This window comes from Vibrio sp. 10N.247.310.23 (assembly GCF_041467155.1).
GTDB classification, from domain to species: Bacteria; Pseudomonadota; Gammaproteobacteria; order Enterobacterales; family Vibrionaceae; genus Vibrio; species Vibrio crassostreae_C.
On sequence record NZ_JBFSTZ010000009.1, the window covers coordinates 148,897 to 171,632 of the forward strand.

Annotated in this window: 22 protein-coding genes; 12 read left to right on the plus strand and 10 right to left on the minus strand. The window is 43.9% G+C overall.

Features of this window, described 5'->3' with window-relative positions; genetic code table 11:
* Positions 1–5 precede the first annotated feature (5 nt).
* The 4 genes from hutW to AB6D93_RS09275 all read left to right on the plus strand — a co-directional run bounded on the left by hutW (position 6) and on the right by AB6D93_RS09275 (position 3,345).
* Positions 6–1,415, plus strand: a complete 1,410-nt coding sequence (hutW, locus tag AB6D93_RS09260) for a heme anaerobic degradation radical SAM methyltransferase ChuW/HutW (protein ID WP_102332677.1) — start codon at positions 6–8, stop codon at positions 1,413–1,415.
* 48 nt (positions 1,416–1,463) lie between these two features.
* Entirely contained in the window at positions 1,464–1,985 is a 522-nt protein-coding gene (hutX, locus tag AB6D93_RS09265) for a heme utilization cystosolic carrier protein HutX (RefSeq protein ID WP_048609727.1), read from the plus strand.
* A gap of 155 nt (positions 1,986–2,140) precedes the next feature.
* Positions 2,141–2,671 carry a heme utilization protein HutZ gene (gene hutZ / locus AB6D93_RS09270; RefSeq protein WP_004731858.1) on the plus strand — a complete coding sequence of 177 codons (531 nt, stop codon included), beginning with the start codon at positions 2,141–2,143 and terminating at the stop codon, positions 2,669–2,671.
* A gap of 113 nt (positions 2,672–2,784) precedes the next feature.
* Positions 2,785–3,345: an ATP:cob(I)alamin adenosyltransferase gene (locus AB6D93_RS09275; RefSeq protein ID WP_102332676.1), complete on the plus strand. Its 561-nt coding sequence runs from the start codon at positions 2,785–2,787 to the stop codon at positions 3,343–3,345.
* A gap of 92 nt (positions 3,346–3,437) precedes the next feature.
* Here AB6D93_RS09275 and AB6D93_RS09280 read toward each other — a convergent pair whose 3' ends face one another.
* A complete protein-coding gene (locus tag AB6D93_RS09280) occupies positions 3,438–4,352 on the minus strand; it encodes a chemotaxis protein (protein ID WP_017630084.1) in 915 nt (304 codons plus the stop codon).
* Positions 4,353–4,515: 163 nt separating this feature from the next.
* On the opposite strand from AB6D93_RS09280, the gene ppiC reads away from it, so the two are divergent.
* Together ppiC and AB6D93_RS09290 are read left to right on the plus strand one after the other, a co-directional pair.
* A complete protein-coding gene (gene ppiC, locus AB6D93_RS09285; RefSeq protein ID WP_276605708.1) occupies positions 4,516–4,845 on the plus strand; it encodes a peptidylprolyl isomerase PpiC in 330 nt (109 codons plus the stop codon).
* A gap of 283 nt (positions 4,846–5,128) precedes the next feature.
* Positions 5,129–6,535 (plus strand): alpha-amylase family glycosyl hydrolase, encoded by a 1,407-nt coding sequence (locus AB6D93_RS09290; protein ID WP_102332674.1) that lies wholly within the window; start codon positions 5,129–5,131, stop codon positions 6,533–6,535.
* Between the two features lie 112 nt (positions 6,536–6,647).
* Here the strand turns inward: AB6D93_RS09290 and AB6D93_RS09295 are convergent, their stop codons facing one another.
* The 4 genes from AB6D93_RS09295 to AB6D93_RS09310 all read right to left on the minus strand — a co-directional run bounded on the left by AB6D93_RS09295 (position 6,648) and on the right by AB6D93_RS09310 (position 11,897).
* Complete coding sequence (locus tag AB6D93_RS09295) at positions 6,648–8,519, minus strand: methyl-accepting chemotaxis protein (RefSeq protein ID WP_102332673.1); 1,872 nt, start codon at positions 8,517–8,519, stop codon at positions 6,648–6,650.
* A gap of 446 nt (positions 8,520–8,965) precedes the next feature.
* Complete coding sequence (locus tag AB6D93_RS09300) at positions 8,966–10,336, minus strand: YjiH family protein (protein WP_017067418.1); 1,371 nt, start codon at positions 10,334–10,336, stop codon at positions 8,966–8,968.
* Positions 10,337–10,564: 228 nt separating this feature from the next.
* Complete coding sequence (locus AB6D93_RS09305) at positions 10,565–11,239, minus strand: YoaK family protein (RefSeq protein WP_102332672.1); 675 nt, start codon at positions 11,237–11,239, stop codon at positions 10,565–10,567.
* A 175-nt stretch (positions 11,240–11,414) separates the two neighbouring features.
* Complete coding sequence (locus AB6D93_RS09310; RefSeq protein WP_170926836.1) at positions 11,415–11,897, minus strand: GFA family protein; 483 nt, start codon at positions 11,895–11,897, stop codon at positions 11,415–11,417.
* A gap of 32 nt (positions 11,898–11,929) precedes the next feature.
* Between AB6D93_RS09310 and AB6D93_RS09315 the strand changes: the two genes are divergently transcribed.
* The 3 genes from AB6D93_RS09315 (at position 11,930) to AB6D93_RS09325 (ending at position 14,594) form a co-directional block, all read left to right on the plus strand.
* Complete coding sequence (locus AB6D93_RS09315; protein WP_017064322.1) at positions 11,930–12,583, plus strand: hypothetical protein; 654 nt, start codon at positions 11,930–11,932, stop codon at positions 12,581–12,583.
* Positions 12,584–12,707: 124 nt separating this feature from the next.
* Positions 12,708–13,007 carry an isoamylase early set domain-containing protein gene (locus AB6D93_RS09320; protein WP_009845720.1) on the plus strand — a complete coding sequence of 100 codons (300 nt, stop codon included), beginning with the start codon at positions 12,708–12,710 and terminating at the stop codon, positions 13,005–13,007.
* Between the two features lie 276 nt (positions 13,008–13,283).
* A complete protein-coding gene (locus AB6D93_RS09325; protein WP_102332671.1) occupies positions 13,284–14,594 on the plus strand; it encodes a peptidoglycan DD-metalloendopeptidase family protein in 1,311 nt (436 codons plus the stop codon).
* 106 nt (positions 14,595–14,700) lie between these two features.
* On the opposite strand, the gene AB6D93_RS09330 is transcribed toward AB6D93_RS09325, so the two are convergent.
* On the minus strand, positions 14,701–16,545 hold the full coding sequence (locus tag AB6D93_RS09330; RefSeq protein ID WP_065583705.1) for a bifunctional diguanylate cyclase/phosphodiesterase: 1,845 nt from the start codon (positions 16,543–16,545) through the stop codon (positions 14,701–14,703).
* 142 nt (positions 16,546–16,687) lie between these two features.
* Entirely contained in the window at positions 16,688–17,584 is an 897-nt protein-coding gene (locus AB6D93_RS09335) for a LysR family transcriptional regulator (protein ID WP_102332670.1), read from the minus strand.
* 108 nt (positions 17,585–17,692) lie between these two features.
* On the opposite strand from AB6D93_RS09335, the gene AB6D93_RS09340 reads away from it, so the two are divergent.
* The 3 genes from AB6D93_RS09340 to AB6D93_RS09350 all read left to right on the plus strand — a co-directional run bounded on the left by AB6D93_RS09340 (position 17,693) and on the right by AB6D93_RS09350 (position 19,769).
* Entirely contained in the window at positions 17,693–18,898 is a 1,206-nt protein-coding gene (locus AB6D93_RS09340; protein ID WP_102332669.1) for a multidrug effflux MFS transporter, read from the plus strand.
* 100 nt (positions 18,899–18,998) lie between these two features.
* Entirely contained in the window at positions 18,999–19,349 is a 351-nt protein-coding gene (locus AB6D93_RS09345) for a hypothetical protein (protein ID WP_017057980.1), read from the plus strand.
* A 285-nt stretch (positions 19,350–19,634) separates the two neighbouring features.
* Positions 19,635–19,769: a hypothetical protein gene (locus tag AB6D93_RS09350; protein ID WP_010431176.1), complete on the plus strand. Its 135-nt coding sequence runs from the start codon at positions 19,635–19,637 to the stop codon at positions 19,767–19,769.
* 153 nt (positions 19,770–19,922) lie between these two features.
* Here AB6D93_RS09350 and AB6D93_RS09355 read toward each other — a convergent pair whose 3' ends face one another.
* From AB6D93_RS09355 to AB6D93_RS09365, 3 genes are all read right to left on the minus strand, one after another.
* Positions 19,923–20,540 (minus strand): glutaredoxin domain-containing protein, encoded by a 618-nt coding sequence (locus tag AB6D93_RS09355; RefSeq protein ID WP_017062739.1) that lies wholly within the window; start codon positions 20,538–20,540, stop codon positions 19,923–19,925.
* A 68-nt stretch (positions 20,541–20,608) separates the two neighbouring features.
* Positions 20,609–21,499, minus strand: a complete 891-nt coding sequence (locus AB6D93_RS09360; protein WP_017064329.1) for a DMT family transporter — start codon at positions 21,497–21,499, stop codon at positions 20,609–20,611.
* Positions 21,500–21,653: 154 nt separating this feature from the next.
* A complete protein-coding gene (locus AB6D93_RS09365) occupies positions 21,654–22,628 on the minus strand; it encodes a porin (protein WP_017064330.1) in 975 nt (324 codons plus the stop codon).
* Between the last annotated feature and the right edge of the window lie 108 nt (positions 22,629–22,736).

Consider the following 22,736-nt stretch of genomic DNA (forward strand, 5'->3'; position numbering starts at 1 on the left):
ATTATATGAGTCTTAATATTTATAAATTTGACGAATCAATCTTGGGCGTTTCTAGCCCTGATCCGCTTCGTTTTGCGTTTGCGAAAAAGCATTCTGCACACGCCGGAGGAAGTTCAATTCCGGTCGACCCCAGTAAGAAGTTAGAACTCTTTGACGAACTGATGCTGAGTGAAGGGAAAAAACAGGATAAGCGTTGCTTGTATATCCACATTCCTTTCTGTCGTGTGCGTTGTACGTTTTGCAATTTCTTCCAAAATGCCGCAAGCCGTAAATTGGTGGATGAGTATTTCGATGCACTGATGGTCGAGCTAAAGCAGAAAGCCAAAACACCTTGGGCTCAGTCTGGACTATTTCACGCCGTCTATATTGGTGGCGGAACTCCCACCGATTTGTCGCCTCAACAAGTTGAGCAGCTGGGTAAAGCGATTCGTCAATATTTCCCACTAGCAAACGATGTTGAGATGACATTGGAAGGGCGCATCAATCGATTTGGTGACGAGATGTTTGATCGTGCGCTTGAAGGTGGCTTCAATCGTTTCTCGTTCGGTATTCAAAGTTTCAATACTCAGGTTCGACGTAGTGCTAAGCGCCTAGATGACCGAGAGGTTGTGCTAGAACGTATCAGTTCACTAAGCCGCACCGAGCAAGCGCCAATCGTTCTTGATCTGTTATACGGATTACCACACCAATCTATGGAAGTGTTCCAACAAGATTTAGAAGACTACATGTCTACTGGCGCACACGGCATTGACCTCTACCAACTGATTGTTGCGGGCAATGCACCTATGCTTAATCTTGTTGAGAAAGGAAAAATCCCACCGCCTGCGAATACGCCAGATAAGGCGAGCATGTATTTGGCGGGTGTGGAGTTCATGGCAAAAAATAAGGTCAAGCAACTGAGCGTAAACCACTGGACTCGTGATAACCGCGAACGCAGCATTTACAACAGCTTAGCGAAAACTTATGCCGAAGTTCTACCCATTGGTTGTGGCGCTGGTGGCAACATCGGCGGTCATGGTGTGATGCAGCATCGAACTATAGACAGCTACATGGAGTCTATAAAGCAAGGTCAATTACCTATTGCCATGATGACTAAGCAAAGCTCATTAGAGCCTATCTTCTCAACATTAAAGGCAGGTTTCGATTCTGGTGTTGTTAGAAGAAGTACGCTACCGAGATTTATGGGGCAAGATACGTTCGACTACCTCAAGCCTTTGTTCGCGCATTGGGAAAAGAACGGTTTAGTTGAGCTTTCGGAAGATTATCTGAGCCTGACTATTGCTGGCAGCTTTTGGGCGGTAAGCCTAGCGCAGAGTGTGATTCAAGTGCTTAACGCTGAATACCAAGCTATGCACCCAGCGCCTAAAGCGTCAGGTTCGGGCGTACACCCGCATGCAAGTTTGAAGCACGCTTAATATCGAATTTTTAGTTTATAACTTACTCGTTTATACGGAACATATTCAATGACAGATACAACATTAGAAATGACAGAAACTCTAGAACAACGCGTAGCTCGAATTTTAGAAGAAGAGCCAAAACTACTGCCAACAGCAATTGCTGAGAAGCTAGGTGTTTCAGAGGTTGAAGTGGTTGCTGCTTTTCCAAACGACATGGCGGTAATGCTAGATGGCAGCCGTGCTCAAGAGATTCTAGAAGGTTTAGTGGGTTGGGGCCCTGTGACCACTATCGTGCATTCATTTGGTTCTATCTTTGAAGTTAAAGCGCCATTCCCGAAAGGTAAGGTAGCGCGTGGTTACTACAACCTAATGGGCAAAGAGGGCGAGCTTCATGGTCACCTTAAACTTGATAACGTTAAACATATCGGTTTGGTGAGCAAGGCGTTCATGGGTCGTGAAAGTCATTACTTCGGCTTCTTCAGTGAAACCGGTGAGAACATTTTTAAGATTTACCTAGGCCGCAACGAAAAGCGTGAGCTTATTGCCGACCAAGTAGAACGCTTCAAAGCGCTAAAAGAACAAGCTTAAGTTCAATTTACAGTAAATAATCAGCAGCAATCTTACATAGGGTTGCCAACTGGCTTAAACAAGACATCAATGCTCGAGGATCGTTTAGTTCGCTAATGATCGCTCAACCTTGGGCAAAAATAATAAATCAGAGAAAGTGAAGAAAGGAATTACCCATGGAACAGCAAGTAAAACAAGAACGTCTACAAGGTCGCCTAGGTCCAGAAATTAAAGAGTTTCGCCAAGAGCGCCGTACCCTTCAACTTGCAACGGTTGATGAAGAAGGTCGCCCGAACGTAAGTTACGCACCTTTCGTTCAGAACCAAGAAGGTTACTTTGTTCTAATTTCTGATATTGCTCGTCATGCTCGCAACTTGAAAGCGAACCCTCAGGTCTCTTTGATGATGATTGAAGACGAAGAGAGCTCGAAGCAACTTTACGCACGTAAACGTTTAACGTTTGATGCTCAAGCAAGTGTTGTGGAGCGTGAAACGGAACTTTGGACTCAAGTGATTGGCCAGATGCAAGAGCGTTTTGGTGAAATCATTGATGGTTTGAGCCAACTTCAAGACTTCTCTCTGTTTAACCTTAAAGCTGAGAACGGCCTGTTCGTTAAAGGCTTTGGTCAGGCATACCAAGTGTCAGGCGACGATCTGGTGGATTTCGTTCACCTACAAGAAGGTCACAAAAAAGTATCTAACGAGTAATCTCGTTTAATCGATTTCTTTAGGAGCCCTCCAATGTGAGGGCTTTTTTATGTCTAAATCAAAGAGTTTGGTATATTGGCGTTTGATGACTATTTATATGTAAGGATCGGTACGTGAAACCAGTAAGTCGAGATTGGGACGAGTTCTGTTACCCGTTTATTTATGAAGACAGTCCTATCTGTGATTTTGAGATTTTGTCGGATGAACTTTGTTGCCGAGTTGGATTGGTGTTGTCTTTAGAGCTAGAGCCTCAGGTTCGCGAGATCCTGCAACGCCTGCAGCCGAACATCTATCATTTGAATGGTTCCGTACGTGGGAAGTTAGCGATTACTGAATCCGAACTGGTCGAGCTTAAGCAAGATTACCACCGCATCCGTGAGCAGTTAGAAGGTGGCTTCAAAGGGTTCGTATTACCGGGCGGGAATCGAGTATCGAGTGAGCTTCATTTGTGTCGTTGCCAGGCTAAGAAAGTGGTGCGAGCTTTGGTGAGCATTGAGCATCATGAAAGTAAAAAGTCACCGGATCCGATTCTTTTTAAATACGCTAACTTAGTTGCGAACACACTGTATGCATTGGCGTCTTTCACTAATCATGTCAATGAAGTAGAGGAAGTGGAATTCGTGAGTAAGAGCTATTCTATGCCCAAAAGCGCTACGCCGAAAAAGAGTGGCTAGCGATCAGCTCTATTCTTATTGATATTTGAAGAAATAAGAGACTTAGAAGCTAAACCATTGAGCATGATGCTGGTTTAGCTTCGTGAAGAGCCCTAAGCAGCCGTAGAGGCGTCGTTTAAGACCTTTGCGCCGCGTAGCATGGCTTCGATTAACTCACCCGCATTGAACTTTTCAAGCGCTTCATGGGCACCCACCTGATTCGCACGATCAACACAGATCTCACTGGACAGTGAGGTATGCAAAATACAGTAAGCATGACTCAATGCACTGTCGTTTTGTACTTCAAATGCAAGTTCGTACCCATCCAATCCCGGCATTTCAATGTCACTGACAAGAAGGTCAATCGCTTTACCCACGCTAGCTTGGCGTCGCATTAGGTCAATCGCATCCAAACCGTTATTACAGATGCTATAAGGAATGTTGATGCTGTCGAGAGCGTCAGATAGCTGCTTACGCGCAATCAAAGAGTCATCCACCAATAAGATGTTTAGTGCCTTGAGGCGCTCCCTTTCTACATCGGTCAGCATTGGAATATGCGCGTTCTCGTAATCTGGGTAGATCTTAGAGAGCAGTAGTTCGACATCGAGCATTTGCACGATACGATCTTCAAAACGAGTAATGCCCGTCACAAATACATTACGACCGACACTCGCAGGTGGTGATTCAATACTCTTCCAATCACATTCAATGATTTTATCGATTGAGCGAACTAAGAATGCTACGACCGTTCTTAAGCAGTCGGTCACGATGAGTACACAATCATTGTATTCAGCGGGAGTGATTGGGCGAAAGCCAATCGCTGCAGACATATCAATCACTGGAACCGTAAGGTCGCGAATGGTCACGGTGCCAATCACATGGTGGTGAGAGTAGGGAATTTGGGTCATCGGTTGAAAAGGCACGATTTCCCTGACTTTAAGCGTGCCAATCGCAAAACTTTGAGTGAGGGACAATTTGAACATCAACATTCCCTGTGACTGACTCGCTTTACTGATCGGTTTGGCCATAATTGGCTCCTATTTACTACACCCTTAATTTATAAAGAATAATTTAAAGGGAAATAGCAGTCGCGGCAAGTAACTCTACTGTTTTTAGGGGCTTTAAGGCGGTTGTTTTCGGTTATAGAGTGAAGAATGGTGTTTCTTGGGTTAAAATCACGCTAAATACTCGCTGTCGACGAATGCAAGTCGGCAAGCAGACAGCAACAAACTGAGAGTTATCATGGCAAGAACAGCAGCAGCGCTTCATATTTTGGTGAAGCACAAAGAACAAGCAGAAGACATCATCAAGCAGCTAAAAAAGGGCGCTAAATTTCAAACATTAGCGAAGAAACATTCAACCTGTCCATCTGGTAAAAAGGGCGGCGACCTAGGTGAGTTCAAAAAAGGTCAAATGGTGCCTCAGTTTGATAAGGTTTGTTTCTCTGGCGAGACGCTTGTACCACACCTTGTGAAAACAAAATTTGGCTGGCACGTCGTGAAGGTTCTTTACAGAACTTAGTTGTAAATATGTGTTAGATTGAATAAAAGGAGCGTATATACGCTCCTTTTTTGTGACTTTTGTGCGCGTTTTAAAGCACTACGGTTGAGTGTTCATCCCAGACGTTATGCGATAATTGGTGCTACGCCCTCAACCATCCACCGTGAGTAATTGGTAGGAGGAGGAGGGTTTTTAATGAGTAACTCATATAATAAATGCCATTCTTGAGGAAATTTATTGCAGCTTTGCCTTTTAGCCTTTGCCTTTTCTAAAAAGCTGTAAACGAGTTTGGTAGGAGAACAACATGGAGAGTTCAGCTATGTTAAGCAAACCAGCGACAGATGTCATATTGCATGCCTTTGACTGGTGCTACGCTGACGTAATGAAGAACGCCCCACAGATCCAAGAGTTGGGTTATAAATCTGTTTTAGTATCACCGGCGATGAAATCGCTGCGCGGCCCTAAAGGTTGCGATCGAAATTCTGGTACTCAATGGTGGCAACGCTATCAGCCCCAAGACTATCGTGTGATCGATAATCAGTTGGGTGACACACAAGATTTTAAAGCGATGGTCGACACGTTAAAGCGACATGGGCTTCGTACTTATGTGGATGTGGTGTTTAACCACATGGCCAACGAATCGGGTATCCGCGGTGATCTAACGTATCCCAATCAGCAAGACATGGCGTCTTATCAAAAAGATGCTGACTATTATGAATCCATACGTTTGTTTGGTGACCTTTCTGAGCCTCTTTTTGATGAGAACGACTTCGTGGAAGCGTTTGGTATCAAGAACTGGAAAGACACGTGGGAAGTGCAAAACGGGCGTATTACCGGTGGCGCGAGCGACCCTGGCCTGCCAACGCTGCTTGATAACGATAATGTGGTGGCACAGCAAAGAGCCTACCTAAAAGCACTGAAAGAGATTGGTGTGAAAGGGTTTCGCATTGACGCGGCAAAGCACATGACACTGGCACACCTACGCAAGGTGTGGACGGATGACATCTGCGAAGAAATGCACATCTTCGGTGAGATCATTACCGACGGCGGCGCGACAGAAGAAGAGTATGAGCTGTTCCTTGAGCCTTATCTTAAACACACTCGCTTAGGCGCTTACGATTTCCCGTTGTTCAACACCATCTTCAAAGCATTTGAAGAGCAGGGCAGCTTTAAGTCTTTGATTAACCCATACTGTTTTGGTCAGGCTCTGTCGAATATGCGAGCGATCACGTTTGCGGTCACTCATGATATTCCCAATAACGAGGTGTTTTTGGAGCATGTGATGGATGAAGTGGATGAGCGATTGGCTCATGCTTTCATTCTTGGTCGAGACGGCGGTGTGCCGCTTGTTTACAGTGAACTGAGCACCAGCGGTATTCTGGACAAGAGCGGTCAGCCTCGTTGGCTTAACGACTGGCAAGCGCCTTACATGAAAAGCATGATTCAATTCCATAACCATGTTCATGGCGAAGCGATGCGTGTGGTTGAAGCGAATGATGATTTGTTGGTGTTTGTCCGTGGCGATAAAGGCATTGTGGTGATCAACAAGTCGAAGCGAAGCAAAACAGCCTCATTAAATTGGACTGGTGCGGTAACCGATTTACTGTCGGATGATGTGTTTGAATGTGTTGGTAAGGATTTAACCATCAAGGTGGAATCGAACCAATGTATGATGTTAACGACGAATGAATTGAAGCCTGTCACGAGTTAACTTGGATAGACTAGAAAGAGAAGCCCCGCTTACTAGCAATCAGTAAGCGGGGCTTTTTATTTGAAGCTGTTTATTGGTTACTAAGCGGAGCGTTAGTTAAACAGACAGGCGATTAAACCGTAAACTTGTTCAATAGCTCGTCTTGTTGGCGAACATTGTCAGTTTGTACCTGCATTGCCGTGTTTGCTTCTTGAGCTGCGTTGGATACTTGTGTTGAAAGGTCTTTGATCTTAACTGTGTTGTTGTTGATCTCTTCCGCTACTAAGCTCTGCTCTTCTGCTGCTGAAGCAATCTGAATATTCATATCAGAGATACGCTGAATCGCGTCACGGATGCGGTCAAGTGAAGAGTTTGCTTGCTGAGCACGTTCAACGGCGTCAGTGGCTGTGTCTTTACTTTGGTTCATCGCGTTCGATACTGAGCTTGCACCCGCTTGGAGCTGCTCGATCATGTTGCGGATTTCAGTGGTCGATTCTTGAGTACGTTGTGCCAGAGTTCGAACTTCATCGGCAACGACTGCGAAGCCACGACCAGATTCACCAGCACGCGCCGCTTCAATCGCCGCATTCAACGCCAGTAGGTTAGTTTGGTCTGCAATATCGTTGATTACTTTGAGAATCGTTTCGATGTTGGCTGTTGCTGATTCCAGTACTTGTACTTCGGCAACCGCTTGGTCGATACGTGCTGAAAGGTTATCAATCGCTTGAGTGGTATCACTGACTACAGATGTACCGTCTAGCGTTGCTTCGTCAGCTTCACGAGCTGCTGCTGCTGCGCCTTGAGCATTGTTTGCAACTTCAGTTGCAGTAACCGCCATCTCGTTCATTGCAGTCGCTAACTGTTCAAGCTCTTCCAGTTGGGTATTCATCGCTTTCGCTGATTCGCCTGCACCTTTAACCGTGATTTCAGTACCACGCTTAATTTCAACACCAATCGCTTTCGATTGAATGATCTGATTTTGCAGGTTTTCAGTAAAGGTGTTGAAACCTTTCGCTAGGTCAGAGAACTCTTGGTCTGTGTTGGTATCTAGGCGCTTAGTTAAATCACCTTGACCGCTCGCCACATCTTGAATGGCTTGGTTAAGCGCATCCAGTGGACGCATTAACACACGAATCAGAACAGTCAGTGCAATGATGCTGAGAATAACTGCAATCAACGAGTAGATCATTGAGCTGTTCTTCAATTCTTCAACGGTTTGGAACGCGATCTCTTCATCGAGGATTGCACCTATATACCAATCTTCACTAGGGATGTGGGTGAAATTAACTAGGAACATTTTGCCGTCGACTTCAATTTCTTGAGAGCCTTCACGAATAGTCGCTTGTGGCATGTAGCTTGATAGCGTTTCACCGTTGTTTTTCGCATTTGGGTGAGCAATCGTGGTGCCGTCGGCTGTTACTAGGAACAGGTAACCCGCATCAAACAAGTTCACTTGGTTGACCAAGGTAGCAAGGTTCGTCAATTCTAGGTCGTAGAACATACCCGCAGTAAAGCGGCCGTTGTCTTTAACTGGAGTACCTACTGATATGATGACTTTCTTACTTGATGCATCCACATAAGGAGCGGTAACAACTAAACTGTTTTTGGATTTAGCATCAATGTACCAAGGACGAATTCGTGGGTCGTAGTCTGGACCGGCATCCCAACCATCATCATTTTCAATAACGAAACCGTTTGCTTCATAACCAAAACCAACCGCTAGGAAGCTGTTTTTAAGCTTTGGCTTTTCTAAGATTTCTTTAACGTAAGCGCGATCTTCAGGGTTGATCTCGATGACTTCAGTCGTCGATTGAGCCAACGCTTTCTTGGCGTTCATCTCCGATACGACGGTATTTTTCACGCCCGAGACCATCTCTTTCAGGCTCGCATTGACGTGGTTTTCTACTGCACTTCTTACAGTGTAAAGTTGTTGTATTGAAAGCAATGATACTGTCACTAGCAGCAAGGCTGATGATGCAGCAACCACCTTATGGCTAAATTTCATTGAGTTTTCCCCTTCTCACAGACTTTGCGAAGACTAAAGTTAATCGTATTTTTGTAATTATATATATCGACTAGATTGAAATTTACTTGAGTTTAATTTCACAAAATAGACTACAAAAATACAACAACCCACACAATGCAAAATTCACTTATTTACATATTTGCTACTTTTGTTATTTGGTTCAATGAGTTGAAGAATTGGTTTAATCGGAGTGTAAGAGCATTAAGAATGTATTAATTTAGCGTTTATGTGTGTTGTTTTCTATTCTCAGGCGAGAAGGAAGGTAAACAGATATGAAATTAAATGATATGCCAACTTTATATATTGGCTGTATAGGTGAATGTATTTTAAGCGGGTAGGGAATGTATTTATTGGCAATAAAAAGCCCCACAAAAGTGAGGCTTTATAAACTGAATCTTTATTGAGTTACATAAGTAGTATCTAATTTAGAATATTAGATGCGCTACACCAGCGATAACTGGAAGCGTAATTAACGTACGTAGAATAAAGATAATAAACAGTTCTAAGATGTTCACTGGAATCTTACTGCCTAGAAGTAGAGCGCCCACCTCAGACATGTAGATCAGCTGAGTTACCGACATTGCTGCAATAACAAAGCGAGTCATCTCGTTGTCGATAGAAGCCGCAAGGATTGCTGGGATAAACATGTCCGCAAAACCAACAACAATCGTTTCAGATGCTGCAACCGCTTCAGGAACACCAAGTAGCTCTAGGAATGGAATGAAAGGCTGACCTAGGATTGAGAACACAGACGTGTATTCCGCAATAACCAGTGCCATTGTACCTAAACCCATAACAACAGGCAGTACGCCAAATACCATATCTACGGCGTTACGAACGCCTTCGCCAAATACAGATTTAGCCGACTTTACTTGAGATGCTTTATTTACCGCTAGCTCAAGACCCCAAGAGAACGTTGAGTGACCTGCTGGGATCGCGTCAGCGTCTTTGTGCGGCTTGCTGCCATCAATGAAAGTATCTTTCTTCATGCTTAGTGGTGGAAGGCGAGGGATGATCACCGCTGCCACAATACCCGCTAAACAGATTGCTGCGTAGAAAGGTAGGAACAGGTGCTCTAGTTCTACCTGAGCAATAACCACAAGACTGAATGTGATAGATACTGCTGAGAAAGTCGTACCAACAACCGCAGCTTCACGCTGAGTGTAGAATTTCTTCTCGTACTGTTTGCTTGTAAGCAGGATACCAACACTGCCGTCACCCAACCAAGAAGCCATACAGTCAATAGCACTGCGGCCTGGTAGGTTGAAGATTGGACGCATGATTTTACTTAGTAGCGTGCCAAACAGCTCTAGTAGACCAAAGTTAAGTAGAAGCGGAAGTAGCAAACCAGCAAAGATGAATACTGAGAACAGTGTCGGAAGCAGGCCTTCTAGAACCAGACCACCAGTATTTTCTTCCCAAATAACCTCAGGGCCAACTTGGAAGAAAGCCATAACGGCTGCAGCACCACCAATTAAACGAACCAGCAACCACAGTGGAGATGGGTTGAAAAGGCCGTTTAAAAATGAATTTGATGTAATGAATGTAGGCTTAAAAATGGTGCTTAAAACTGAAGCTACAGACATGAAAGCAACGATCGCAGTGATGATAGGGACTAGATATTCACCGAAAACCGCTTGAATTGATTTGGCTAAGATAGCTACAGGGATGGTTAGATCACCTTGATAGCTGATTGGCGCCATGAAAAGGAATAAACCAATCAATGATGGGATTAAGAAAACCCAGAAACTGCCTTTAGATTTCTCTGTTTGAGCAGTATTCTTGTTGTTAGACATGTTATTGTTCTCGAATTTCTACACGTAAAAAAGCCACATCCTTGGCATTTTTATTCACTAAACGTCCGTATTTTCTCATTGGGTGCAAGATTACCCAGTATTAATATCGCTTGCAATACTATTCATCAAATATCGCTAAATATTCATACTGGTTATTCTGCAACGTATTAAGAGTTTAGAATAAAGTGTTGCGGATGTTACGTAGTTTGAGGTTATATTGCCAGATATTTATAAATTGACTGGGGTTTCAGTTCGATAGGTCAAGTATAACCAGTAGCTAAACGCAATAATGAAAGCAAAAGAGGCAGGGAAAGCCAATGCCAAGATTTCGAAGCGTTGGAACAGACAAGCGCCAATTAAGCCGCCAAACAGGAAGCCAACCACAATGAAAATTAGCAGTTTGGCTTTACGGCAGTCAAAAGGCATCCCCTTTAAGCGAGCGCCAATCATGATCCCAAGATCGGTAATGATCCCGCTCATGTGTGTTGTTCGAATGATTGCCCCGCTGTAAGTGGTGATCATCGCGTTCTGCAAACCACACGCGGCTGAAGCGAAATACTGACCTGAAGTATAGCCTTGCAACAGTGCCCACAGCGCCAAAAACAGCAATCCACCCTCAATACATAGTGCAACACCGTAACGGCGTCCTAACTTCAATGCTTGGTTTTCAATAAAGAACCCGCTGAACGCCGCACCTAACATGAAGCTCATGATCACCAATAGGAGGTGAACAGAAGCCGAGGTCGGTGTAAGCAGGCTACTGCCTAGCAAAGACATGGTGCCGGAGATATGGGAGATAGCTTGATGTTGGAAGCCAAGTAAGCCGATAGCATTAACACTGCCAGCAAGACCAGCTAACAAAAGGGCGCCGTATTCAACCCAGCGAGGTAACTTAGAAATCATGTGGTTCACCCTGGGTTAAATAGAGGAGCAAGATTATAACGCTAGACAAAAGATACGCTAGCGCTGTGAAGCGTTGATATTTGATCTTAGGCAACAGTATTGCAGTTTGTTATAATACTGTTGCTATATAAAGATAACGGTCAATAACGAGATAAAGATAACGCTCAATGACGAACTAGTTGTAATGGCTCATTTGGTGGTCGAACTTAACCCAACCGTGTTTGCGTTCTTCATAAACCGAAAAGCTCGGCAGTGGGAAGTCTTGCTCTTTAAATAATCCGAGCGGGACGATATAAAAATCAGCGGCGGCAACCGACTGCAAAAGCATGGTGGTGCCACACTTGGGACAAAACTGATAGGTGACTTCATTACCCGTATCGCTGATGCGTGAAAAAGAGGTCACTTCACCGCTGAGTGTAACTTGTTCTATTGGGAACCGAGCCTGAACGCCGAACACACTTCCGGTGCGTTTCTGACACTCATAGCAATGGCAGACAGATGTACGTTGAGGTTCACCTCGGCATACTAGGTTGACTGCTCCACAGCGGCATTCGCAACTTCTGATATTTCTATCTTTAATATGATTGATATCCATCCATGCTCCACTTCTGGTTAACCCTGTATTGATAATTATACTAAAGCCCTTTATGGTCTGCACAACTGGATGAAAACAAAAGAATATAATTGCCCATGAAAAAGAAAATCTTACCTATCCCTCTGATTCTACTGATTCCAATTGTCATGCTGGTTGTGGTGATAGTAGCGGGTATTTATCGCTTTAGCTTAAGTGATGAAGAGATCTTGGCGAAGTTTCCTTCTTCTCAAGTCAGTTATGACCCAGTCGTAGAAACCGTTTTTGATTTGAAGACGACCAATCCATGGACAATTAAAGTTCCTGAGACTAACGCCTACGCTTTTATCAATGAAGTTGATGAGCCTAGAGCCATCGCGTTTGGACGCTATGACTCAGGTGTTGAGCGCGGTGTGGTAACGGTAGACACCAATAATCTTTCAGCCGCCACGTTGGGCAAGGCGAGTTTCTTTGTCGCGCCGATGTGGATATCTAACCAAGGCAGCGGTGTTTTCTATTATCTAGGCCTGTTTAAGCATGACCAGCAACGAAGCCGTGTGGTGTTAGTCGACCAACTTTTACTGGGTGATCGTATACAAATTCAGACATTGGAGGTAGCTCAGCAGCCAGGTTCGCAATCACAGAATAAACTTACTGGGGAAGGTTTTATCGGCTTTACTCAGCATTCTGCGGAACAATCATTTGCAGAACCCCCTTCTGAAAAGGTGTTAATGAGTTTTTCTTTTGATACGCAATCAATTGGTAAGCAATAACGTTTTCGTGAATGTAAGGATCTGTTGTTTATGTGAGCCAAATTACATATTATCTTAGTTAGATGAATGAAATTTAGACACAGTTAGCTTTGTGTCCGCTTATTATTACAAATGGAGCTTGCGAATGATTAATAAACGTTTTTTTAAGACGAAAGATGAAGTTGAAGTGACCTTCGAGCTAGAAGCTCAGGAAGCGAACTCTGTATCTATCGTTGCTGACTTTCTTGATTGGAAAGCCACCCCAATGAAAAAACTGGCCAAAGGGAAGGTTTACAAGTTTAAAACTCGTCTACCTAAAGATGGCGAGTTTCAATTCCGCTACCTAGTTGATGACCAACAATGGGTGAACGATGCGAATGCTGACCGTTACATCCCAAATGAGTTTGGTGAAGACAACTGCTTAGTGTCGACGGTAAACGCATAATCTTTTCTTAAAACCAGCGACTAATTCGCTTCGTTTATTAATTATTCGAAACGGAATAACGTAAACCAATAGAAAGCAGAAACTAGCCGTTTCTGCTTTTTTATTTTTAAATTTAGCGGTTAATTTTATTTCTTATCTAGTGGCTCTTCATCTACGGCAACTCAATGACTTAGGCTAAGTTGGGAAGATTCACATCATATTATGACAATGCATTGATGATTTATGCGTTTGAAAAGCATATCCTATGCCTTTATATCGTAGAAAGACCTGTTTACCGTGTATTCAAAAATATTTCCCTCTCCGTTTGCTGAGCTTTCACCTGTAAAAAAAGTAGCTATTTTGGGACTGCCACTTATTGCTGCGATTGGTGTTGCTTTGCAATCGTCACAATCGGATCTGACGAAAACGATCGATCTTGATTTGCCCGACTCAACCGTTATTGAGTCAATTCTGTCACCATCTTCTGTTACCGTTATTGAGCCGCCGACATTTGAGTATCAAATTCAATCTGGCGATAACTTGAGTAGCATCTTCACTCAGCTTGGATTTTCTTACAAATCGATGATGAGCGTGATGGAAACCGATTTAAACTTCCTTGCGTTAGACACGCTTCGCCCAGGTAACACATTGCGTTTTTGGCGTGATGAAGCGACGGGCGACCTTTCCAAAATGGAACTTCAATTTAGTGTTGCAGATAAAGTGGTTTACCGACTGCTTGAAGATGGTACATACGAGTTTGAAGATATCTCTATTCCGGGCGAGTGGAAGCAAAAACCTTTAGTGGGTGATATTCAAGGCAGCTTCTCTATGTCGGCGAACAAGGTTGGCCTGAGCAGTCTTGAGATTGACCATATTGTGACTCTTCTTAAAGATAAGCTGAACTTTAGCCGAGACCTACGTGCTGGCGATCAGTTTGAAGTGCTTCAAAAAGCGCAATATGTTGATGGTGTTGCAACCGGAAAACGTGAAATTGAAGCAATTAAGATCATGAATCGTAACCGCGTTGTGTCAGCATACTTACACACCGACGGACAATATTACGATGCTAATGGCGATAGCCTTCAACGTGCTTTCCAACGTTACCCAGTGAGCAGTAGCTGGCGCCAAAGTTCTCAGTTTAACCCTAAGCGCTTACACCCTGTGACTGGCCGCATTTCACCGCACAACGGTACAGATTTCGCGACGCCAGTTGGTACGCCGGTTCAAGCAACGGGTGATGGCAAAGTGATTATGACGCGTAAGCACCCATATGCGGGTAACTACGTGGTCATTCAGCACGGCAGCACTTACAAAACGCGTTATCTACATTTGAGTAAGATCCTCGTTCGTAAAGGACAAACGGTATCTCGTGGACAGCGTATTGGTTTGTCTGGCAAAACTGGCCGAGTGACAGGTGCACACTTGCACTACGAACTGATTGAACGTGGTCGTCCTGTGAATGCAATGACAGCAAATATCCCGATGGCAGATTCTGTGCCTAAAAAGGAAAAAGCGACGTTTGTAGCAGCAAGAGATGAAGCCGACAAGCTATTGAAGGCAGCGTTAGAAACGCGCAATCTAGCAATGGTTAATAATGCTAGTAAGTAGCTAGCCATTAAACTGTTTTAAAGCCGCAAGAGCATCACAAAGCACAGTCAGTGTTAAGTGATGCTCTTGCGGCTTTTTAGTTCTCAATAGAAGGTTCGGTAAGGGTTTAAACTAAAGGCTCTGAGTGCGCGACATAGCTAACGATAGCTTCAGGTCGCATTGGAGGTGAGTAGAGGTAACCTTGGATCTTGTCACATCCCATCGCGTGCAGCTTTTCTAATTGCTCACGCTTCTCAACACCTTCCGCAACCAAAGATACATCGAGTCTATGGGCCAGTTGAACAATCAGCCATACTACGCTCTCTGAGGTCGAACTAGTTAACAAGTCTCGAATAAAGGTCGCATCAATTTTAATGCAATCGATAGGGTAGCTGTGGATGTAGTTCAAACTGGAGTAGCCTGTACCAAAGTCGTCGAGTGCAATCGTGAAGCCTTGTCCTCTCAGAAAGTTAAGCGCGGATTTTGTCTCTTGTGTTGGCGATAACAGAACGGTTTCGGTTAACTCGATAACAAACTCATTCGCCTTAAAATGGTGCTGTTCAATGGTTCGAGTCAGGTAGGATATATAACGTTTCGAATCAGTAAGCTCGTGCGCAGAGCAGTTGATTCCAAGTTTAACCTTGTAGCCCAAGCCTTGCTCTAGTGTGGTTTTAGCGCGGCACACCAATTCAATAATGCGTTCACCTAATTCGACAATCAGCCCTGACTCTTCTGCCACTTGAATAAACTCTACGGGTGAGATGTCTCCATGTCTGGCGGTTTTCCAGCGAGTCAGTACCTCGAAATATTCCCATTGCGTTTCACCTTGACCCACAATCGGCTGTACCACTACGTACATTCCATTGCTGTCGGGGATATAGCTTTGTGAAATTGGGTTTTCCAGCTCACTTCGTAGCGCTGCGACTAGCTCGGTTTTTCTTTGGTAACGAACTCTTAAGTGAGTGTCATAACATTGAATATGAGTATCTTGGCTGTGTTTACACTCTTTAAGCGCCAAGCTGGTATTGAAGATGATTTGCTCAACGTCTTTGTTGTCTCCATCCGAACTGGCAATACCGATGCTGACGTCGAAATCTATCTTGATATCAACGCTACTGTAGCCCTGCTTAATTTTGGCCAGTATTTGTTCGCACACGGCTATCGGATCAGAATGGTAGGTGATGAAGGCGAACTCGTTGCCAGCAGTCCGGAAAGTCAGGTTGCTTTCGGGTAAGGTTCTCCGCAAGGTTTCTGCGACAAATTGAAGTACTTTATCGCCAATATAATTACCGTGCATATCATTGATGGCTTTGAAGCTATTGATGTCGAGTAAAGCCAATGTAAACGGAGTGACGCTCTGTTGAGTAATCGACTCTAAGGTATCTGATAAACAGCTTCGGTTGAGTAACCCGGTTAGGCTGTCGTGTGACACCTCATAACTAAGCTGATTTACAAGTTGTTCGGAACGATCGTTAAACCACATTTCACGCAAGGTGTGGATGATGATGTCGGCGAACAATTGATGGTGCTTTACCACGTCTTGTTGCTGATCAGGGCTAAGAGGCGAGGTGAACGTTGAAAACAGCACGCCCATCACTTCGCCACTTTGAGTTCGAGTCGGGATCGCGATGGAGTTTTGTGAGGTGATTTCCTGCCTAAATGCCGATGTTGGCAATGACTGGACGATGTACTGAGCAAATGAGCAATCTGGGTGTCTTTGATTGACGGCTTGTTGGTAGATGTGACCATGGCGCGCATTGATTTTGTCATGCAATACATGATCAGAATGGGCGATCACCAAAGGAACGGTTTGGTCAGGGAAGTACTTCTTCTCAATGATGCTGGTGTATTGAGTATCAAAGGTCTGATGTAAAGTAAGCACAGCTGACTCTAAAAGGTCGATACCTTCCAATTTCAGCAAACGGCCAATGCGCTCTGTGTCTATCATGCTGTTGTGCGTATGTTGAGTCATAGCCACCACCCCTAGTTAACCAGATTCACTGTGTAAGCGGTATACGTATTATCTTGTATATGTGCGAACTTGTATAATCTATATGCGTCAGGTTTATTATTGGCCGTGTTGTATAACTTTTCAAATTAAAATGTGACTTATTTCACAGAGCTTGCGTGCTACGCTCTTTGTCTAGCCTGTCTTTCAGATGGTCCAAAAAGAGCTTGGTTCGCGTGTGCGAGTAGTCAAGCTTAGGGTAGTACGCGTAAACCATCACTTCGTCGGCGGTAATATTTGGTAATACTGGAACCAGTGTCCCTTGTTTAAGATCCTCTTTGATCATTGCTTTGATGGTTAACAGTACGCCCATTCCTCGCTTGGCGGCATGAAACAAAGCCTCAGGGTTGGTGGTAGCAAAGTTACCGTTCAAAGTGATGCGCTGTCCTTTAGTTAGCGTGACTTCACGAATAGGACGCTCTCCCCATATTAAGGAGTTGTGCTGCTCTAAGTCTTGCTCGTTGATGGGATAACCATGTTTAGCCAAGTAACTTGGTGCGGCATAAAAGCTAGCTTTGTGTTCGAACAGTGGTGTTTTCTTGAAGCTTAACGAGTTGAGTTGTTCCAGTTCACGACTGATCACCAGGTCCAAGCCAAGCTCAGGTAATTGACCTGGCGTGGTGGTGATAAGCTGTACTTTAATGTCTGGATACTTTTCTAAGAAGTCGTCCATGTATTGCACGAGAAACTTAGAACCAACAGCAATGGTTGCGCCTATCTTTAGTAGGCCCGCAGGCGTTTGGTTAACCGATCGGGTTTCATCAATAATCGATTGCCAATTATCGAGCTGATCCTTGGCTCGTAGATAAAAGAGAGCCCCCGCTTCGGTTTGGCTGATTGAGCGCGTGGTGCGCTTTAATAGTTGAGTGCCGATACGTTCTTCTAACCAGTTCACTCTTTTGCTGATCGCTGAGCTGGTGGTATTGAGTTTACGCGCTGCGCCATTGAAGCTGCCTTCTTCCACCACTTTTACATAACTTTTTACGTTAAGAATCCAATCCATATTATTTCCTGTTGGGACTTAATTAAATTCCAATTTAGCTAATTATCAATTATTGGTTTTGAATGTAAACTCATCTGATGAACAAATAACAAACGAATAGGGAATTTTTTGAGCCAATCGACCTTTAAAAAAACACCGCTACTCTTAGCCATGATGATCATAGCTACAGGGCAGGTAGGGGTGAGTATCTATTTACCATCATTGCCGCTAATTGCTTCAGACTTAAGTGTGACTCAGGTAGATGTACAGCTGCTCGTTACGCTGTTTCTTGTGGGTTTTGGCTTGTCTCAGCTATTTTATGGGCCGATGTCCGATGCCGTGGGGAGAAGACCTATCTTCTTGTTAGGTCAGGGTGTTTATTTGATTGGTACTGTTGTTTGTGTTGTGTTTTCTGACAATATGACGGCGCTAGAAGTTGGTCGCTTGCTACAAGGTTTAGGGGCGGGTAGTGCCTCGGTTCTTGGGCGAAGTGTGCTGCGCGACAGCTATGATGGCCTTCAACTGACCAAAGCACTGTCTTATATTTCGGTCACCGCTTCGATCATGCCGATTATTGCGCCCGTGTTTGGTGGTTGGATCTCATTCCACCTCGGTTGGCAGGCGGTGTTCCTGTTTGTTCTTGTGTATTTACTGGCGATATTCACTCTCGGCTATTTTGTTCTTCATGAAACTTTGCCATACGGGAAGAGCCGCTTTGAAGTCAGTCAAGTGGTCAAGAACTATGGCCGTTTGTTGACGAATCGCCAAGTGTTGACCAGTGCCAGTTACAACTGGATGAGCTACATGGCGAGTTTGGTATCGCTATCGTTGTTTCCATTCTTAATGCAAGAGCAATTGGGGCTGACCGCCGCTGAGTATGGTTCATTGATGATTGTCCCTTCGGCAGGCTTACTGATAGGTAGCGTCGCTTTAAACTTACTCAATCGTAGGTTTAGTACGCCCCAACTGATGAGCCTAGCTATTTTGATTATCTTGGCATCGGGAACTTGGCTTCTTACTCATGAGTTATCCATCTTTAACTTAGTTTGGGCGTTTACTTGGTTGGCGATAGCACAAGGCATCTCGTTCCCATTATCAATCAGCATGTTATTAGAACCTCATAAGAAACAAGCGGGAGCAGTGTCGGCATTGTCTGGTTCAATTCAGATGTGTTTAGCGGGTTTATTGGGTGGGTATCTTGTAGAGAGTTGGGTCACGACTCATCTTCAATTAGGCGTGTTCTACCTCATTATTGGTGCAGCCATGGGCGGAGTGCTTTGGTCTTCAACCAAAATGAACAAGAAAGGCGATACTGTTGAAGTGGAATATAGCTAAATGCCAAATTCACTATCGTTTAACGCACCATCGTTAATACGTTGTATTTGTGCTGATGGTTTTCTACAATGCTTCGGTCCATTGAATAGGTAAAAACAAAATGCAGCAAAATGAATTTGAAGTACTGGTAAAAGCTATCTGCGCACTAGATGGCCTGCCTCAAGCGCTTGAGCTATTGAAATCCAATGAGGATACAGAAGTCGCTGAGGCTGCTGCATCACTGACTGGTCAATTTGCACTTGCTGAAGTGGAAGGCGAAAAGCGTATTTACCACGTGACGCTTCAAGAAAATGAACAAGGCGAAGAGCAAGAGTACATCGAACATGTTATGAATGAAGGCGATGACTTAATCAAATTTGCAGCTTGGTTCTTTGAAACGATGTTTGAATTGAAGCAAAAAGACACATACCAAATTGCCGGTAAAACTTACAGACAGCCAAAGCGCAGCTAGGTTTCTCAGTAAAGCATTTTAGAAAGCAGCTCTATTGAGCTGCTTTTTTTATCAGTGTCTAAATCAATGTCTTGGGTTGTTATTAGGAATGGAGCATTAAGCTCAAACCAGAATTTAGGTTAACTCATTGATATACAAAAACAATGCTGATTAGCACAGAGACAAAATTAGGCTAATTGCAAATGGATGCTTAATATTGCATTAAAGTGTGATTTAGATCTTGTTTTTGGGCGTTTTAAGTGTAAAATCCGCGCTAAAGAAAGTTGATTATGTGCGGAGATAAGCATGAATTACGAACTAGGCCACGCATACCTTGGTCAAATGGCAGCAAAAAACATGATGCACGAAGCATTGTACGGCACTTCAAAGCCAAAGAAACCATCGTTCTTTAAGCGAATGATGAAGAAAATGGCTAAATAAGCATTTTCAAAAACGGAATTTTAAAAGGCCTTAAACTCGATGAAGTTTAAGGCCTTTTTCGTTTTAGCGATTGGTGAAAGTTATCGCTTTGTTTTGTTGTGGATGGACACAAAAAACACTAATTAAGCTTCTGACTAATGGCTTTTAATGAACTCAGCCAGCAGATTGATTGGATAAGTCGACCACATTATTAGGGATGCTATCTAAGCCATTCTCTTTCATCCACGCTTCTAAGTTATCGGCACCACCGATGTACTTACCATCAAGCCAGATCTGCGGGACGGTGACCGGTGTTTTCTCACCAATGTGTGCTTTTACCTCTGGAATCATACGGTACAAAGCGGCGCTATCTTTTACGACATCGTGGTATTGGTATTCAACACCCGCTTCATCCAACATTTTCTTTGCTTTAACACAGAATGGGCAGGTCGCCTTACCATAAACGATGTTGCCTTTTAAGCTGTCTCGTTTGGTCCACTCTTTGATCACGGATTGGATTAACACACCGCGATTCAGCGCTTCACCTTGGCTGACCACTTTGCCTTCAACAACAAGGATTGGAGCATGCCAAGAGCCTAGTTTTAGCGGCTCCCACCAGTGAGACAACCAATCTTTCACTTCCAGTTCGACATCGACATCGGCCAACTCATTCTCAAAAGTATCCTTCAGAATGTCTTTGGTAAGGGTACATTCTCCACATGGGATATTAACTTTAAATGGACCCCAACTGCCTGCCCAACGGTATAGTGTAATCTTGACTGGTTTCTTCATGGTTACGGCCTCGTTTGAATTCTCTTATCCATATAGAACGGACTGTCGAACTATTTATTTCACCAACCTTAAACTTTCTTCACTTTTGAAGGTTTTTTAGTTTCCCAGTGCGTTATAAATGCAACTGACGCAATAATAATAGCAGCCCCTAGCCATAAACGACCCGGTGGAACCCAACTAAATACAATCCAACCTGCTAAAACATTTAGCGGTAATTTGGCGTGGTCAAAAGGTTGCACAAACGAAGCATCAGCGACCGAGTAGGCTTTTACTATCGCCCATTGAGCGAGTGCCGTCATAACACCGATAACAATCAATATAGCCCAGATTGTACCGCTGCTTGGCGTTTGCCAATCTGGCGCAGCAAGCAGGATGTTAAATGGTGTGATTAATAGTAGAAGATAGACCACCATGGTTGAAGGACTGTCTTGCGAAGAGAGTTTTTTCACCATCAGTGAGTAGCATGCCCAGAAGAAAGCGGCACCGACTGGTAATAACGTTGCCCAGTTAAAATCTTCAGCCCACGGCTCTAGAATCACCATCGCACCCACGAAGCCTGCTAAGGTCGCGCCCCAGCGAGCAGCCCCAACTTTCTCTTTTAAGAAAAGCCCTGAACCAATGGTTGCAAACAATGGCGATGTCATGAGAAGGGCAATGCCTTGCCAAATTGGTACTGGGTAAGCCAGTGCCCATATCCAAAGTTGAATACCAATAACAGACAAGAAGACACGGAATACGTGCAATTTGAGGTTGTCGGTTTTTAGTGCGCGACGAATGCCCAGCGTTTTCAGATAAGGAAGAATAGCGAACAACGCGATGGCGTATTGAATGACGGCAACGGTGGTAGAAGTAAGTCCGAAATGAATGCTAGCAATTTGAGTTAGGCTGTTAATAACGGCAAAGGCTAGGCCTGCGGTTAGCATCCAGCTAGCGCCTTGGATCGGATGGTGTTGTGACATGATGCTTCTAATTATTTGATGTGGTACACCTATGATACGGATTTAGCACCACTTAACCAGAAAAAGCATTGATGAAGTCAGTCAGAATATTTGAATATGAAAAAAGGTTGAGCTATTGCCCAACCTTTTAGTCTGTATCTAAAGTCGATTTAGATTAGAAGTCGTAACGGATGCCCGCTTGTAGTTGGTCATCTTTATTGTCTCGCTGTTCAAACTTGTAACCAGCATATGTGCGAATGTGGCCGTTAAACTTGTACACCGCTTCAATAGCAAAGTTATTTGCTTCTTCGTCAGCCGCTTTATCGAACTCGCCGTAGTTGTATACGCCAATTAGTGATAGCTGTTTAGTTGCTTTGAAGATAGCTGAAAGCTCGTAGCCTGTGTAATCTTTATCTGCAACTGAAGCCATTGTGTATAGACCACCAACCGTAAACGCATCCATAGAAAATTGAGCTACAAGGTTGATTTGATCGTCATCGAAGTTACCATTCTTTTGAGAAACATAACCCGCACCAAGGTCAAAAGCGCCTAGGTTATACATAGCAGCAAGGCCAAAACTATCTGCATCTTTTTCATTTGCAGCGATGTAGTTAGCTTGTACCGTCAACGCGTCAAACTCGCCAGAGTAAAGGAAGTTATTCTCACGCTTATCTTTGTTGCCATCAACGGCATCAGCAGCATCTGCACCAAATGTTGCCATTGTATCTGTAATGTCAGTCAGCATTACCTGTGAAGAATCTTGCTTACCGTATGAGAACTCACCGAATTTGGTTCCTAAACCTGCGTAGTAGTAGCGATTGGTAAGAGATTCATTTTCAATTTTTACAGTATTGCCACTTCCGTCTTCGAACTCTGTTGTTGATGCGCTAGTGAACTCTGCTTCATACTTACCGAATCCATATAAACCATCAGAAAGTTCAGATTTACCTGAAATATTCACACGAGCTCGTGACTTGTCTTTGAAAGAACTGTCAGATGCGCTTTCGTTGTTGTCAGATACGTTGAAACGAGCCTCCGCACGACCGCCAATTTTAAGTTCTGTACCATCAGAGCTGTAAACTGTTGCTGCTAGAGAAGAACCTGAAACTAGTGCTGCTACCACTGCAGAAGCTAGAACTGCCTTTTTCATAATCACTTACCTTGTATTTTAAAATCCGTGAGCAATGTGCTCTCCGTTTCGATATGAAGCTAATTTAGAGCAGCTAAATTAAGCTTTCATTTCTATAAAATTACATTT